The 13,694-nt window shown below is 60.3% G+C and carries 16 protein-coding genes; 7 read left to right on the top strand and 9 right to left on the bottom strand.

Features of this window, described 5'->3' with window-relative positions:
- Nucleotides 1-67: 67 nt before the first annotated feature.
- The gene (locus tag FOT55_RS14680; protein ID WP_043135578.1) at nt 68-976 is read left to right on the top strand and encodes a LysR family transcriptional regulator; all 909 of its coding nucleotides are present in this window, start codon (nt 68-70) and stop codon (nt 974-976) included.
- Here the strand turns inward: FOT55_RS14680 and FOT55_RS14675 are convergent, their stop codons facing one another.
- Together FOT55_RS14675 and FOT55_RS14670 are read right to left on the bottom strand one after the other, a co-directional pair.
- Nucleotides 977-1,360 (bottom strand): VOC family protein, encoded by a 384-nt coding sequence (locus FOT55_RS14675; RefSeq protein ID WP_099817528.1) that lies wholly within the window; start codon nt 1,358-1,360, stop codon nt 977-979.
- Between the two features lie 2 nt (nt 1,361-1,362).
- Nucleotides 1,363-2,145, bottom strand: a complete 783-nt coding sequence (locus FOT55_RS14670; RefSeq protein ID WP_147823618.1) for a DeoR/GlpR family DNA-binding transcription regulator — start codon at nt 2,143-2,145, stop codon at nt 1,363-1,365.
- Between the two features lie 138 nt (nt 2,146-2,283).
- Here FOT55_RS14670 and FOT55_RS14665 point away from each other — a divergent pair, with 138 nt between their 5' ends.
- Both FOT55_RS14665 and FOT55_RS14660 read left to right on the top strand, forming a co-directional pair.
- A complete protein-coding gene (locus tag FOT55_RS14665) occupies nt 2,284-2,973 on the top strand; it encodes a ZIP family metal transporter (protein ID WP_060432530.1) in 690 nt (229 codons plus the stop codon).
- Nucleotides 2,974-3,079: 106 nt separating this feature from the next.
- Nucleotides 3,080-3,697, top strand: coding sequence for a hypothetical protein (locus FOT55_RS14660; protein WP_025301700.1), 618 nt, complete (start codon nt 3,080-3,082; stop codon nt 3,695-3,697).
- A gap of 37 nt (nt 3,698-3,734) precedes the next feature.
- On the opposite strand, the gene FOT55_RS14655 is transcribed toward FOT55_RS14660, so the two are convergent.
- The 4 genes from FOT55_RS14655 to FOT55_RS14640 form a co-directional block, all read right to left on the bottom strand.
- A complete protein-coding gene (locus FOT55_RS14655; protein ID WP_043135572.1) occupies nt 3,735-3,998 on the bottom strand; it encodes a putative hemolysin in 264 nt (87 codons plus the stop codon).
- Nucleotides 3,999-4,048: 50 nt separating this feature from the next.
- Nucleotides 4,049-4,537, bottom strand: coding sequence for a YjjA family protein (locus tag FOT55_RS14650; protein WP_015376789.1), 489 nt, complete (start codon nt 4,535-4,537; stop codon nt 4,049-4,051).
- A gap of 126 nt (nt 4,538-4,663) precedes the next feature.
- Nucleotides 4,664-5,254 carry a lipid IV(A) palmitoyltransferase PagP gene (gene pagP, locus FOT55_RS14645; protein WP_025301698.1) on the bottom strand — a complete coding sequence of 197 codons (591 nt, stop codon included), beginning with the start codon at nt 5,252-5,254 and terminating at the stop codon, nt 4,664-4,666.
- Between the two features lie 208 nt (nt 5,255-5,462).
- A complete protein-coding gene (locus FOT55_RS14640) occupies nt 5,463-5,891 on the bottom strand; it encodes an adenine nucleotide alpha hydrolase family protein (RefSeq protein ID WP_025301697.1) in 429 nt (142 codons plus the stop codon).
- Nucleotides 5,892-6,564: 673 nt separating this feature from the next.
- Between FOT55_RS14640 and FOT55_RS14635 the strand changes: the two genes are divergently transcribed.
- Nucleotides 6,565-8,244: an alpha-keto acid decarboxylase family protein gene (locus tag FOT55_RS14635; protein WP_147823617.1), complete on the top strand. Its 1,680-nt coding sequence runs from the start codon at nt 6,565-6,567 to the stop codon at nt 8,242-8,244.
- Nucleotides 8,245-8,297: 53 nt separating this feature from the next.
- Here the strand turns inward: FOT55_RS14635 and FOT55_RS14630 are convergent, their stop codons facing one another.
- On the bottom strand, nt 8,298-9,401 hold the full coding sequence (locus tag FOT55_RS14630) for a DUF1615 domain-containing protein (RefSeq protein WP_147823616.1): 1,104 nt from the start codon (nt 9,399-9,401) through the stop codon (nt 8,298-8,300).
- 129 nt (nt 9,402-9,530) lie between these two features.
- Between FOT55_RS14630 and FOT55_RS14625 the strand changes: the two genes are divergently transcribed.
- Nucleotides 9,531-9,989 (top strand): GNAT family N-acetyltransferase, encoded by a 459-nt coding sequence (locus FOT55_RS14625; RefSeq protein ID WP_147823615.1) that lies wholly within the window; start codon nt 9,531-9,533, stop codon nt 9,987-9,989.
- A 100-nt stretch (nt 9,990-10,089) separates the two neighbouring features.
- Entirely contained in the window at nt 10,090-10,953 is an 864-nt protein-coding gene (gene tehB, locus FOT55_RS14620; RefSeq protein WP_147823614.1) for an SAM-dependent methyltransferase TehB, read from the top strand.
- On the opposite strand, the gene FOT55_RS14615 is transcribed toward tehB, so the two are convergent.
- Nucleotides 10,948-11,661 carry a 2OG-Fe(II) oxygenase gene (locus FOT55_RS14615; protein WP_147823613.1) on the bottom strand — a complete coding sequence of 238 codons (714 nt, stop codon included), beginning with the start codon at nt 11,659-11,661 and terminating at the stop codon, nt 10,948-10,950. The genes tehB and FOT55_RS14615 overlap by 6 nt on opposite strands.
- Nucleotides 11,661-12,713 carry a bifunctional DNA-binding transcriptional regulator/O6-methylguanine-DNA methyltransferase Ada gene (gene ada / locus FOT55_RS14610; protein ID WP_147823684.1) on the bottom strand — a complete coding sequence of 351 codons (1,053 nt, stop codon included), beginning with the start codon at nt 12,711-12,713 and terminating at the stop codon, nt 11,661-11,663. The genes FOT55_RS14615 and ada overlap by 1 nt, the downstream gene beginning before the upstream one ends.
- A 237-nt stretch (nt 12,714-12,950) precedes the next feature.
- Between ada and leuE the strand changes: the two genes are divergently transcribed.
- Nucleotides 12,951-13,589: a leucine efflux protein LeuE gene (gene leuE, locus FOT55_RS14605; RefSeq protein WP_004940625.1), complete on the top strand. Its 639-nt coding sequence runs from the start codon at nt 12,951-12,953 to the stop codon at nt 13,587-13,589.
- Nucleotides 13,590-13,694 lie beyond the last annotated feature (105 nt).

Genomic DNA, 13,694 nt, shown 5'->3' with positions numbered 1-13,694 from the left:
GGGGTTTGCTGCAGTAGTAGGCAAGATGTACACTCAGCGTTCTACTGATAGAACGATAAGGGATGCGATGCTGACCGATCTAAACGACCTGTTTTTCTTCGCCAGCGTGGTCGATCACCAGGGATTCGCCCCCGCCGGCCGGGCGCTGGGCATTCCCAAATCCAAGCTCAGCCGCCGCGTGGCGCTGCTGGAAGAGCGGTTGGGCGTGCGCCTGATCCAGCGCTCGACGCGGCGCTTCTCGGTGACCGAGCTCGGCCAAACCTATTACGCGCACTGCAAGGCGATGCTGGTGGAAGCGGAAGCGGCGCAGCAAGCGATCGAGCAGACCCGCGCCGAGCCCTGCGGCACGGTGCGCATGTCCTGCCCGGTGGCGATCTTGCACACCCGCGTCGGCAGCATGGTGGCAGCTTTTATGGCCGATTACCCCAAGGTGACGGTGCATCTGGAAGCCACCAACCGCCGGGTGGACGTGGTGGGGGAAGGGTTGGATCTGGCGATCCGCGTACGGCCGCCGCCGCTGGAGGACAGCGATCTGGTGCTGAAGATCCTCGCGCAGCGCACCTGGTGCGTCGCCGCCAGCCCGGCGCTGGTGCGCACCCTCGGGCCGGCGCAAACGCCGGAAGACCTGCGTAAATACCCGACGCTCGATCTCGGCCCGGCGCGCGCTCAGCACCAATGGCGGCTGACCGGCCCGCAGGGTGAACGGGTGGAGTGGGAACACACGCCGCGGCTGGTCACCGACGACATGCTGATGCTGCGTACCGCCGCCATCGCCGGCGCCGGCATCGTTCAGCTACCGGCGATGATGATGCGCGACGACATGCTGCGCGGCGAGCTGGTGCAACTGTTGCCGGGCTGGCAGCCACAGGGCGGCGTGGTGCACGCAGTCTACCCGTCGCGCCGCGGCCTGCTGCCGGCAGTGCGGCTGCTGCTCGACTATCTGGGGGAGCAGTTCGCCAGCATTGAAGAAGAGTGATCAGGCGGTGATTTCGATCGCGTTGCCATCCGGATCGCGAATGACGGCCTCGTAGAAGCCGTCGCCGGTCCAGCGCGGCGCGGACAGCAAAATACCCTCCTGCTGTGCGCGCTGCGCCAACCGATCGACCTGCCGCTCATCCCCCAGCGACAGCGCGATGTGCGCCCAACCGACCCGCTCCTCCTGCGCCTGCGCCGGCAGCAACGTCGGCACGCACATGATCTCCAGCGACGGCCCGGCCGCCAGGCTGACGAAGCGGGAAACGAACCCCGGCCGGTTGCGGCTGACATACTCCTCCCCCGCTTCACCGTTGAAATAACGCTGCCAGAACGCCAGCTGCGCGTCGATGTTATGGGTCCACAGGGCAACATGGGCTATTTTCATCATCATTCTCCGATCGATAAATCGCTGTGCCAGATCTGGCCGCCGCCTTGCGCCACCTGCAACTCAAGCTGCGGGTGCGCGCCGCGCGCCGTCACCAGATGATCTACCCGCCCGGCGGGCAGGAAGGGGTAAGGGGCATAGGTATTGAGTTTGTCGCGGGTGCACAGCACCGCCACGCTGCCGGCGCGCGTCAGCAAGCGCTTTTTGAACGTGGCGTCCTGATAGCTCAGTGCCGAAAAACCGCCGGCCGGGTCGTAGGCGCAGATGCCGGTGAACACCAGATCGAAATGGAAACCGTCGATCTCTTCCGCCGCCTTGGCGTCCACGCAGCCACCGACCTGCGCATCCAGCTCGCCGCCGATCAGGATGGTGCGGATCCCCGGCCGCTCCAGCATTTTACCGGCGATACTCAACGCATTGGTCACCACCGTCAAACGCCGATCGCGTGGCAACAGCTCCGCCAAATGCAGGTGGGTGCTGCCGGCATCGAGGAAAATCAGCTGTTCTTCGCCGATCACCCCCAGCGCGGTCTGCGCCAACGCCAGCTTCTCATCGCCGCTGAGCGCCATGCGCGCCGCAACGGGGCCTTCGGCCGGCGTCGGCGCCAGCGCACCGCCATAGATACGTTTGCACAGGTTCTGCGCCGCCAGCTGGCGCAGATCACGGCGGATGGTGGCTTCGGTAGTATTCAGCCGCTGCGCCATCTCCAGGGCAAGTACCCGCCCCTGTTGACGAAGCGTGTCGAGAATGGCCTGGTGGCGTTCATTCGGTAACAGTTTGGACATCGCATGGATCCGGCGGCGCTAAAGTGATCACAAATGTACATAAACGTACACAATCGAACAATCACTTTTTTCGCCACGCCTAAGCGGCGGCGCTCGTCTAGACTCAAAGCGACATCACCAATAAGGGATTATGACGCGATGACCTCCGCCGTGCTTTATACGCTGTTTCCCGCCGCAGCCACCGTCGTCGGCGCAGCGGTGGCGCTCTATCGCCGCCCCGGTGACGCCGCAATGCGCGTCATCCATCACTTTACCGCCGGCATCGTTTTCGCCGCCACCGCCACCGAAATCCTGCCCGATCTCAAGCAGCAGTCGCCTGTGGCGGTGTTGCTGGGCGGCGCTGCGGGGGTGCTGTTAATGCTGCTGGTTCGGCGGCTGGGTGAAAAAGCGCAGGGGCCGGTCGGTTTTATCGCCGCGGTCGGCGTCGATATCTTTATCGATGGGCTGGTGCTGGGCATTGCCTTCGCGGCCGGCGCCAAAGCCGGCCTGCTGTTGACGCTGGCGTTAACGCTGGAAGTGCTGTTCCTCGGATTATCGATCGTCGGCGATTTGAAAGACTTTCTCGGCAGGCGGCTGCGTGCCATGGCGGCGATAGTCGGCCTGGCGCTGCTGCTGCCCATCGGTGGCCTGCTGGGGGCGCCGGTGGCCATGCTGGGCACATTTTGGCTGACCGCCTTTTTGGCCTTTGGCCTGATCGCCCTGCTCTACCTGGTGACCGAGGAGTTGCTGGTCGAAGCGCATGAGGGCGGGAAAGAGACACCGTTCGCCACCGCGATGTTCTTTGCCGGCTTCCTGCTGCTGTTGTTGCTAGAGGAAGGTTTGGGGTAAAAAAACGGGAATTTCATGGCGTATGCCGCCCGATGGCAACGCTTTGGCTATACTGTGGCAAGCGAAGTTACCGCAGACGTAACGGCTTGGGCGTAAAGGGAAAACGATGTTATTGACGATCGCAAGGTGGCTGTTTCAACTCCCCGGAAAGCTGTTCGGGCTGATTTTTAAAAATCGCCTGAGGATATTTTTGTTCTTCATGCTGGTCGCCATCGCGGTGCTCGGCGCCAAGCGCTATCTGCGCGCCCACCAGTATGACGATGAATTCAGCCTCGCCGCCCCCGCCGATTACAACCGGGCAATAAAGCGCGAAATGCCGCTGCGCGAAGCGCGTGAACAGTGCGGTGGGCCGTTGCACGACAATGCCGGCCAACCGTGGCCCGCCTCAGCCGGTTATCTGCATCAGCCGACCAGGCTGCCCGCGACCGGTCTGCATCGGCTGACGCTGGATAATCAGGGCAACGATTTCGCGGTGCTAGTCAAGCTGGAAACGCCGGCGGCGCCGCAGCAGCTGGCGGAAGTCTTTATTCCGCCCGCTGGCAGCTTCGAGGTAAAAATCAATGCGGACGCGGAACACGTGATGAAAATCAAGAACATCAAGACCGGCTGCATGTTCCGCTCCAGGTCATTCAACCTGGATAAACAGCGCGATTGGCGCATGCCGCTGACGCTACAGAAGGACGGCAGCCTGCAGCTGCAATCTATAGGCGATCGCCAATTCTGATCGGGCGCCGGGCAGAAAGAGCCGGCGCCGCATAGGGTTACTTTTTCACCGGATGATCGCGGCGGAACAGTTCCCAGCTTTCAATTTCCTGCCCACTCGGCAAGGTACAGGTGGAATACTGGCCTGCCGCATTCTCTTTGGCGTTCAGCTTGCCGCCGATTTTGGTGCAATACACGTCGGCCGGGTTCGCCATGCCGATCGGTTTCACCTGCGGCGGTGGTGGCGCCTCGTTGGATTTCACGGAACACCCCTGCAACATCGTCATCCCTGCCAGCAGGGAAAGCATCAACGTTTTTTTCATTTTTTCAGCTTATGCAAAAACGAACGGCGGAGCGCTCCGCCGTTCGCTCATCATGAAATAAAGGATTTGCCCTGCTTCAGCACCAGATCGCAGGCTTTTTGCTTCACCTTCTCGGTGATCTGCGAGGTGCCCAGGCTGTTCAGATCCAGGCTCTTGCCTTCGCCGGTCTGCAGCAAGCCGCCCAGACCCTGCTGATAATCCTGGCTCTTGGCGTTTTCGGTGCTGGTGATGCCCAGCTTGCTGAGCAGCTGATCTTTCACCCCTTCGGCGCCGTTAGCCGACAGCACGTTGTTTTTCACGCAGTACTGCAGGATACCGGCGGCATTGGTCATGCTGCTGGAGCTCAACGCCTTGTCGCCGCCGTTCAGCAGGCCGGTCAGCGAGGAGAGCGACATGCCGCCGCTGCTGTCGCCGCCCGACTTGCTCAGTTCGCCCGCCGCGCTGCTGAGAGAATCCATCAGCCCGGCGGCCTGGGTGGCGCCGCTGGCCAGGGTAGCGGACAGCGCCAAGGCCAACAGTAAACGATGTTTGGTGATCATAGTGGTGAAACTCCTGTAATAACGGCATGCGATCGGCGCAGCGCGCCGGGATACCCTTCCGACGCCGCCGACGGCGACAAGTTCCTTTTATCTCGCCACCGCGCCGTTTTTCGGAATTCAGGAAGTTTAGAACTGCCAGCGCAGCCAGGCGAAGAACACGTTGCCGTTGTTATAGGTACCGGGAATGTAGGTCGCCTGGAACGTCAGCCGCTGATAGCCGATAGAGGCCAGCGGCAGCGGCGCCGGAATAGGGATGTATTTCCAGTTGTCGCGCGCGGTGACGCTGGCGGTGAAGCCCAGCCCCAGGCGGAAATCCTTGTCATCCAGCGGGCGCCAGATCTTCTCATAGGCGTAACCACCGATCGGCTCCCATTTGTTGAAGGAGTCCTTGAACGCCATGATGTAAATGCCGTGCCAGTCACCGTCGCTGTCGTAGCGGGAGATGCCGTAACCGGCGCCCCACGGGCGCTCGTTGTACTTATCGATATGTTCATCATCGTAAGTCCAACGGTTGTGCCAGGTGATGGCCGGGATATAGAGATCGTGGTTAGGCGAGTTGTTCCAGGTCTCCGCCACGTTATCGGTAAAACGCTGCCATAGACCCGGTTTTTCAGCCTGTGCGGTATTGCCACTTTCTGTACCAACCTCAGCGTAAGAAGGCAGTGCAGGAAATATCAACGCCAGAGAACATGCCAAAAGAGTCCGTTTGAGAAACATCGTAAAGCTCCTGTAAAAATACGGCCGCAGATTCTTACCGATAGCCCAGGCAAGATCAAGCTGTATCTAATTTATCCAACGCCCGTTGTGCTTTGGTTAAGTTTAGCACCGGAATATTCCCAATAATTTTTAACAGGTTGCACCGGTTTCCCCTATGCTATCGCCTTTAGGAGGGCAAAACCGTGGGAAAAGTCCGCTTTGTCGTTCGCTACTCGCGGGCCAGGTGCTTGACCAATACATCGACATCGAGGCGGTTCACAAATTCCAGAGAATATGAGGAATAGAGGCCGAACAGGCGGTTTTGGTGCCCGACCACCACCAGATCGATGCCAGCCTGATGAATGAAATCGCTCACGTCCTTAAAGCGCCGGATGGTGACGATTTCCTTGACCGCAACCGGCGCCTCGACGGCGCTCACCAGCCGGCTCAGCATCGCCTTGGCGGCGATCACCTCCTGCGCCTGGCGATCTTTGACCAGCGCATCGCTGCCGTACTCCAGCTCGGCGTAGTCGGCGTTAAGGTGGCCGACGGTGAGGGCAATCGGCAGCCCGCGCACCATCGCCACCGTTTGACGCAGCAACGGCAGCCCGTCACGCTCATCATGAATCAGTACCAGAATATGTCGATAGCTTTTCATCGCAGTTCCCCCCACAGGCCAGTACCGCTGGGACATCATCCCCTCTGGTAGGTATACGCCATCTGCGCGCACGTAGAGAAAAGTTTACGTATCACTTCCTACGGAATGTGATGGCCACCACGTTATATTAATGCCCGTGACGGCACATTTTAGCGCCGGCCCGGCGTGGCGCGCACTGCAGGCCCGTAAAGCAAAGCTGACGAAAAAAGGCGGACAAAAAACGATCGTTGTTAATTTTTTGTTTTTGATTGGTTACAAGGTGGTTTCATGAAATAAGCGTGCGGCGGATCACCAAAATCCCCCTTTACGCCAGGTTCTGCTTTTCTTTCCCAGGCAAAAAGCGTTACGCCACCCGATGGGATTTAACGCGGCGTCAAAAGTACCGGATGACTCACCCTGCATCTCGATAAATGCCAATGCGCCGCCGCTTCTCTAGCGATATACCGACAATGAAAAATACCGTCTCTTTCCAATATCCAATACCCCTACTTTTTATGTATTACTCAATCGCGTAAAGCGCCGAATACAAACCGCCTATTCACCGGCCGCCCCCCTTATCTTGAACAAGCTGAGACTTTAAATAACTGTTAATGCTAACGACACAACATCGCCAGCAATTTATTTTTGCTGATTTTCGCCTGACAAAATAAAGATAAATAATCCGGAGCAATCAATGAAAATAACTATCGGGTCATTCATTCTGCAACAGCTTCACGCCCTGAACGTCGATCGTATTTATGGCGTGCCCGGCGACTATAACCTCAGCCTGCTGGAGCTGCTGGAAAACGACGAGCGGCTGGCGTTTGTCGGCAACTGCAATGAATTGAACGCCTCCTACGCCGCAGACGGTTACGCCCGCATGAAAGGCGCCGGCGCGCTGATCGTCACCTACGGCGTCGGCGATCTGGCCGCGCTGTCCGGCATCGCCGGGGCCTATGCCGAATCTTCGCCGGTTATCTGCATCGCCGGCACGCCGCCGCTGCATGCGATGAAGAATCATCAGCTCTTGCACCATACCCTGGGCGATGGGAATTTCGACAACGTCATGAACTGCTTTAAACAATTCACCGTCGCTCAGGCTCTGATCACGCCGGAAAATGCCGCACAAGAAATACCACGCGTTATTTCCCGCGCCTGGATAGAGAAGAAACCGGTGTATTTACAGCTGCCGTCGGATATTTGCGATGTGGAAATTGAAATCGCCGCGGCGGCGACGGCACCGCAATTACCGGCCAGCGATAAATACAATGTGCAATTAGCGGCGATGGCGCTGTTAACCAAAATCAAACGCGCACAGCGCCCAATCATGTTGGTCGATCAAATGGTGGATCGCTACCAGTTGCAGCAGTTGGTCATCGCGGTCGCTCACCGCTTCGCCATTCCGCTGACCAATATGCCCACCGCCAAATGCATTATCCCGGAAAACACCGCCGGTTGGATGGGCGGCTACAGCGGCAATCTGTCGCGCCCCGAACTGTATGAACACATGGCCCACTCGGACTGCGTGCTGAGCTTCGGCGTACGTCTGGTAGACTCCACCACCGGCTATTTCTCGCAGCAAATTCCCGCCGCCGCTCAGGTGGATATTCAGCCGTTTTCGATGAAACTGGACAACACCTCCTACCCAGCGGTAGCGACGGCGGATCTGCTGCAGGCACTGCTGGATCTGAGCGAAGACGCGCCGGCGCAGCGTTTATCACCGCTGGCCGATCCCCGTGAGAAGCTGGCGACGCCGAGCGACGCGCCTATCGACCAGGCCTATCTGTGGCGACGCATCCAACGCTTCATCCAGGCGGATGACGTGGTAGTGGTGGAAAACGGCACCTCAGGCGCGGCCATCGGCGGCATGCGCATGCCAGGGGGCGTCAAGGTGGTCAACCAACCGATTTGGGGCTCGATCGGTTATACCCTGCCGGCGCTGCTCGGCACCCTGATGGCGGCGCCGGAGCGCCGCCACCTGCTGTTCATCGGCGACGGCTCCTTCCAGCTCACCGCGCAGGAAGTGTCTACCCTGCTGCGCTGCGAGCAAAAGCCGATCATCTTCCTGATCAACAACGACGGCTACACCATTGAACGCTATATCCTCGGCGAAAACTCGTCTTACAACGACATCAGCCCGTGGGACTACGCCAAACTGCCGGCGGTATTGAATACCCAGGCGCAGCCGTTCAGCGTGGCGGTGGAAACCACGCAACAGCTGGAAATGGCCCTGGAATACGCCTCGCGGCAGGATCGGCTGGCGTTTATCGAGGTGAAAGTGCCGATGATGGACACGCCACCGGTGATGAAAGAGTTCTGTAACCGCTGCAACAGCTTTAACTTTGGCCTGACCAACCCGCGTCGCAGCGCCTGATGCGCGATCGCGCCGCCGGTGGTTCAGGAAACCGGCGGCGTTTTTTTATGCCGTTACCCGCCGGCGCGCGCCATGCAGCGCTGGCGGCGTTCGTCCACCCGCTTGGCGAACCAGGCGGTGGTCAGCTTGCGGGTGATTTTCGGGCTCTCCAACTGGATACCCGGCAGCATCTCACGCGGCAGCTTGCCGCCCGCCAGCGCATAGACCTTCTTATACAGCTCGGTGTCGGCAAAGCCGGCCGTGTCGCCTTTCTCCAGCGCCCGGCGAATGGCGCTGTCGCTCATGTTCAGGCGCTTGCCGAGCGTGCGCACCGCCAGCTCGGTCGAACCGGGCTTGTCGCTGCCGAAATCGATAAGATCGCCGTCCAGCGCCAGCGGAATGGCGCTCGCCCGGCTGACCGCGTTTTGGAACGCCGCGTTGCGGCTGGCGTACCAGCCGGCGTTGAAGTCGGCGAAGCGGTAAATCGGCCGGCTGTAATCGGCCGGGTACCCCAGCAAATGCATAATGCCGAAGTACATACCGCCGCGCCGGCTGAAAACTTCGCGGCGAATCGAGCCGTCGACCGGATAAGGGTACCCTTTGGCGTGCGCCTCGGCGAAGGCTATGCTCACCTGCATCGGGCCGCCGGTATGTACCGGATTTAAATGGCCGAACAGCTTCTGCCCCATCGGCACGCGGTCGATCATGTCATCGAAGATATCGCTCAGATCCTTCTCGGTGCGCACCTTATCCAGCCGCTCGCTGTAGCTCTGGCCGTTCGACGACGAAATCTTCAATGCGGTGTGCACCAAAAAGTTCGGGATGTGCATCTGATCGGCGCGGCGGTCGATCTCCTTCCAAGCGATCTTCGGCAGCCCCGGCACCTGCGGGTTAGCCTGGAACGTCGACTCCTGTTCGGTCACCGCCAGCACCGAACACAGGTTCTCATCGCTCGGCTCGATGCCCTGCGCGGCGAAGGCGGCGGTAATATCGGTAGCCCAGCCCTGCCGATCGCCGGCGTTGGCCGGGATCAGCGCCATCAGTCGGGCTTTGACGTCGGCGGGGCGCGCCGCCGGTGCCGTGGTGGTGGTTTTGCTGGTACAGCCCGCCAGCGCCAGCAGCGCGGCCAGGCTTAGCAAACGGAAGGGCATCGGGTGGAATAAACGAAGTATCGGCATCTTTTCCCTGAACGTGATGACATGAACAGCACTGAAATTAGCCCAGCCGCCGCGCACAATCCAGTATAAATATACCCGTTCCGCCGCACAGGTGGGCCGGGAAATACCCAACAACGCAGGGAGAACAAAATGATCGAACTCAAAGAAATGACGGCGCAGGAACTGGATCACTACCGTAAATACGGGGTAAAGGCTTACGCAGACGATTTGGCGCGTTCGTTTCAGCTCAGCCAGGAACACGCGTTGATCGAGGCCGAAGTCAATTTCAAACGAGGGCTGGCGATGCCCGGCCAACGGTTGGTATGCGCGAGGCTGCCGAATGTCGAGGACAGCATCGCCACCGTCTGGTACGCCATTGAGCAACGAACCTTCGGTAAGCAGCTGTTTATCTATGATTTTGAAGTGACGCACGCCTGGCGTGGCAAAGGCTATGGCGAGCGGGTACTAAATGCGGTGCTGGACGCGGCGAGAGCACAGGGGGCGGAATATGCCGAACTGACGGTGTTCAACGATAATCCGACGGCCGCGCGCCTGTATTCCAAGTTAGGTTTCGATGCGGTCACCACCCGTATGCGCCGCCGTTTGTAGCAATAGGTTTGCGAAGCTCGGGATTTTCAAATGACGCATAAAGATGTATTTTATATGCATCATATAAATCACTTTGCTTGCCCAGCCAGAGGAGCCCCCTATGGAGCAGCAGCTGCTTTGCTATAAAACCCTGCCAGAATGGAACAGCGACACGCTGCCGGCGGCCTTCCGCCAGCGCCACAACACCCAGAGCGGCACCTGGGCGAAGCTCACCGTACTGAGCGGGAACCTGACGTTCGCCATGATGACCGAAGACGGCGCCACCACCGAGACCTGGCAGTTCAGCCCCGAAAGCCAGCCGCCGTTTATCGCACCGCAGCAGTGGCATCGCATCGTTTCCTTTTCGGACGACATGACCTGCCGGCTGGCGTTTTACTGCACGCCGGAAGATTACTACCACAAGAAATACGAACTGACGCGCACCCACTCCGAAGTGATCGAAGCGGCGGCGCGCATCGCGCCGGGCAAGGCGCTGGATCTGGGCTGCGGCGGCGGGCGCAATTCGCTCTATCTCAATCTGAAAGGTTTCGACGTCACCGCCTGGGACAAGCATGCGCCGTCGATAGCCCGCCTCCACCAGATCGTCGACGCCGAGCAGCTGACCCGCCTGAGTGCCGGGGTGCAGGATCTCAATACCCATCGCTTCAGCGGCGACTACGACTTCATCCTGTCCACCGTGGTAATGATGTTCCTCGAGCGGCAGCAGATCCCGCCTATCGTGCAAAACATGCAGGACAGCACCGTGCGCGGCGGCCATAACCTGATCGTGGCGGCGATGGATACCGAGGATTATCCCTGCCCGCTGCCGTTCCCGTTCACCTTCAGCCCGGGTGAGCTGAAGCATTATTATCGCGACTGGGAGATCCTCAAATACAACGAGGACGTCGGCCAACTGCACAAGACCGACGCCAACGGCAACCGCATCTCGCTGCGCTTCGCCACCCTGCTAGCGCGCAAGCTATAGCGCGTCGTGAAAGATCACCCCCAGCGTGTGGCGTTGGCCGGCGCGTATCCGGCTGACGCCGTGGCGCAGATTGACCCGATAGTAGCCTTTCACTCCCGCCACCGGCCGATGATGCACGGCGAACACCACGGCGTCGCCCTGCTGCAGCGGCACCACCTCCGGCCGGCTCTGCATCCGCGGCCGCTGTTCGGTCAGCACGAATTCGCCGCCGGTGAAATCCCGCTCGGGGGCGGAGAGCAAAAATGCCACCTGCAGCGGAAACACCCGCTCGCCGTACAGATCCTGATGCAGGCAGTTGTAATCTCCCGCTTCGTAACGCAACAGCAGCGGCGTCGGCCGCCGTTGGCCGGCCCGGTGGCATTCGGCCAGGTAAACCTCATGGTCGGCGGGATAACGCACCGCCAGGCCCAATAAGGCGTTCCAACGGTTGGCCACCGGCGCCAGCCGCGCATACATCAGGCTGCGCGCTTCGGCCACCGGCGACGGCAGCGGATAGGTGAAATAGCGGTACTCGCCGCGGCCAAAACCGTGCTTCTCCATCACGACGCGGCTGCGGAAGTGCGCATCCTGCGGGTAGAGCGCCGCCAGCTCGCGGCACAGCTCTTGGCTGAGCACGCTGGGCAACCGCGCGCAACCCTGCGCATCGAGTTCGCGCTCGATGGCCGCCCAGTCCAAGTCGGCCAGCCGCGCCGCCAGCGCGCCGCTCATCACTGCGCCTCTTTTTCCAGCAAGGCTTTCTTGCGCTCGACGCCCCAGCGATAGCCGGACAAGGCGCCGTCGTTGCGCACCACCCGGTGACAGGGGATCGCCACCGCCAGCACGTTGGCGGCGCAGGCACCGGCCACCGCGCGCACCGCTTTGGGCGCGCCGATGCGCCGGGCGATATCGGCATAGCTGACGGTTTCCCCGACCGGTATCGCCTGCAGCGCCTGCCAGACCCGCTGTTGAAACGCGGTGCCGCGAATATCCAGCGGCAGCGCCAAGCCGTTCTCCGGCGCTTCAATCAGGCCCACCACCTGCGCCATCAGCGCTTCATACTGCGCGTCGCCGCCGATCAGCTCGGCATGGGGAAATTTGTCCTGCAAATCCTGCACCAGCTGCTGTGCATCGTCCCCCAGCAGAATGGCGCAGATGCCTACCTCGCTCTGCGCCGCCAGGATCTCGCCCAGCGAACAGTGCCCGACGGCGAAATGAATGCGCATGCCTTTGCCACCCGCTCGGTAGGCCTTCGGCGTCATGCCCAGCGCGGCGTTGGCTTGTTGGTAGAAGCGGCCGTTGGCGCCATAGCCGGCGTCGAAGATCGCGTCGGTCACCGTTTCCTGCTGCGTAAGGCCGGTGCGCAAGCGTTGGCTGCGCTGCGCGTCGGCGTAGCCTTTCGGCGTCAGGCCGGTGATCGCTTTGAACAGCCGGTGGAAATGGTATTGGCTCAACCCGACGTGGCGCGCCAGCGTCTGCAGCGACGGCGCTTTCTCCGCCCGTTCGATATAGCGGCAGGCCTCGGCTATCTGCCGCGCATGCTGTTCCGTCAACGGCGTCAGCCCCTGGCGGCAGCGTTTGCAGGGCCGATAACCCGCCGCTTCCGCCTGTTCGGCATCGTCGAACAGCTCCACGTTTTGCCGATTCGGCTGACGTGACGGGCAAGAAGGCGAGCAATACACGCCGGTGGTTTTCACCGCGTAGATAAAGCGGCCGTCGGCGTGCTTGTCGCGGCTGACGATCGCCAGCCAGCGCGGATCGGCGCTGTCGATTACGTTTTTCATCATCCGTTCCTCACTGCGGTTTCGATGTTAACCAGCATAGTGACGGGCCGTTGGCGAAACACGCCGACTCTTGCTTTTTAATTCGGCGCCGACGTTTTCAACAATGTTTCGACAATTTTTAACCAACAACATGAAGTTTATTACGTTGCCAACCTGGTTGCACGGCGTTAGGATCGCGGCCGGTCACGGTCGTGGCCAGTGTTTTTGCCTGTTAGTTGCGCGCATGGAGAGGTTATTGTGTTAGAGAGTTTTGGCGTCCTGAATTTATGGACCTATTTGGCCGGGGTGGTCTTCATCATCATTCTGCCGGGGCCGAATACGCTGTACGTGCTGAAAACCGGCATATCGCGCGGCGTGCGCGCCGGCTATACCGCCGCGCTGGGCGTGTTTATCGGCGATGCGATCCTGATCTTCTGCGCCTATATCGGCGTGGCGTCGCTGATCCGCACCACGCCGTTCCTGTTTACCCTGGTGCGTTTTCTCGGCGCAATTTACCTGCTGTTCCTCGGCGCAAAAATCCTCTACGCCACCTTCGTGCAGAAGGCGCAGGCGCAACAGCAGCAGATTGAGGGCGGCCACAGCATTCTGCGAAAATCGCTGACGCTGAGCCTGACCAACCCGAAGGCGATCCTGTTTTACGTGTCGTTCTTCGTGCAGTTCATCGATTTCAACTATGCGCACACTGGGCTGTCGTTCACCATTTTGGCGCTGATCCTCGAAGCCGTCAGCTTTATCTACATGAGCACGCTGATCTTCTCCGGCGCGATGCTGGCGCATTTCTTCAATCACAAGAAAGGCCTGGCGAAGCTCGGCAACGGCCTGATCGGCCTGCTGTTCCTTGGTTTCGCCACCCGTCTGGCGACCCTGAGCTCGTGATCCCTCCCGGCCGGCGCCCGCCGGCCGCGGTTTACCCTTCCGTCACGGCAAAATGACACGCAGGACAAACCGAATGTCAGGCAGACCAAAGCCGCCGCTTTCCCG

The organism is Serratia bockelmannii (genome assembly GCF_008011855.1).
GTDB lineage: Bacteria > Pseudomonadota > Gammaproteobacteria > Enterobacterales > Enterobacteriaceae > Serratia > Serratia bockelmannii.
This window is presented reverse-complemented; position numbering and strand designations above follow the sequence as displayed.

Excerpts from the sequence above, each read along its gene's own strand:
- FOT55_RS14680 (WP_043135578.1), top strand. The coding sequence starts at position 68 with ATGCTGACCGATCTAAACGACCTGTTTTTCTTCGCCAGCGTGGTCGAT.
- FOT55_RS14675 (WP_099817528.1), bottom strand. The coding sequence starts at position 1,360 with ATGAAAATAGCCCATGTTGCCCTGTGGACCCATAACATCGACGCGCAG.
- FOT55_RS14670 (WP_147823618.1), bottom strand. The coding sequence starts at position 2,145 with ATGTCCAAACTGTTACCGAATGAACGCCACCAGGCCATTCTCGACACG.
- FOT55_RS14665 (WP_060432530.1), top strand. The coding sequence starts at position 2,284 with ATGACCTCCGCCGTGCTTTATACGCTGTTTCCCGCCGCAGCCACCGTC.
- FOT55_RS14660 (WP_025301700.1), top strand. The coding sequence starts at position 3,080 with ATGTTATTGACGATCGCAAGGTGGCTGTTTCAACTCCCCGGAAAGCTG.
- FOT55_RS14655 (WP_043135572.1), bottom strand. The coding sequence starts at position 3,998 with ATGAAAAAAACGTTGATGCTTTCCCTGCTGGCAGGGATGACGATGTTG.
- FOT55_RS14650 (WP_015376789.1), bottom strand. The coding sequence starts at position 4,537 with ATGATCACCAAACATCGTTTACTGTTGGCCTTGGCGCTGTCCGCTACC.
- pagP (WP_025301698.1), bottom strand. The coding sequence starts at position 5,254 with ATGTTTCTCAAACGGACTCTTTTGGCATGTTCTCTGGCGTTGATATTT.
- FOT55_RS14640 (WP_025301697.1), bottom strand. The coding sequence starts at position 5,891 with ATGAAAAGCTATCGACATATTCTGGTACTGATTCATGATGAGCGTGAC.
- FOT55_RS14635 (WP_147823617.1), top strand. The coding sequence starts at position 6,565 with ATGAAAATAACTATCGGGTCATTCATTCTGCAACAGCTTCACGCCCTG.
- FOT55_RS14630 (WP_147823616.1), bottom strand. The coding sequence starts at position 9,401 with ATGCCGATACTTCGTTTATTCCACCCGATGCCCTTCCGTTTGCTAAGC.
- FOT55_RS14625 (WP_147823615.1), top strand. The coding sequence starts at position 9,531 with ATGATCGAACTCAAAGAAATGACGGCGCAGGAACTGGATCACTACCGT.
- tehB (WP_147823614.1), top strand. The coding sequence starts at position 10,090 with ATGGAGCAGCAGCTGCTTTGCTATAAAACCCTGCCAGAATGGAACAGC.
- FOT55_RS14615 (WP_147823613.1), bottom strand. The coding sequence starts at position 11,661 with ATGAGCGGCGCGCTGGCGGCGCGGCTGGCCGACTTGGACTGGGCGGCC.
- ada (WP_147823684.1), bottom strand. The coding sequence starts at position 12,713 with ATGAAAAACGTAATCGACAGCGCCGATCCGCGCTGGCTGGCGATCGTC.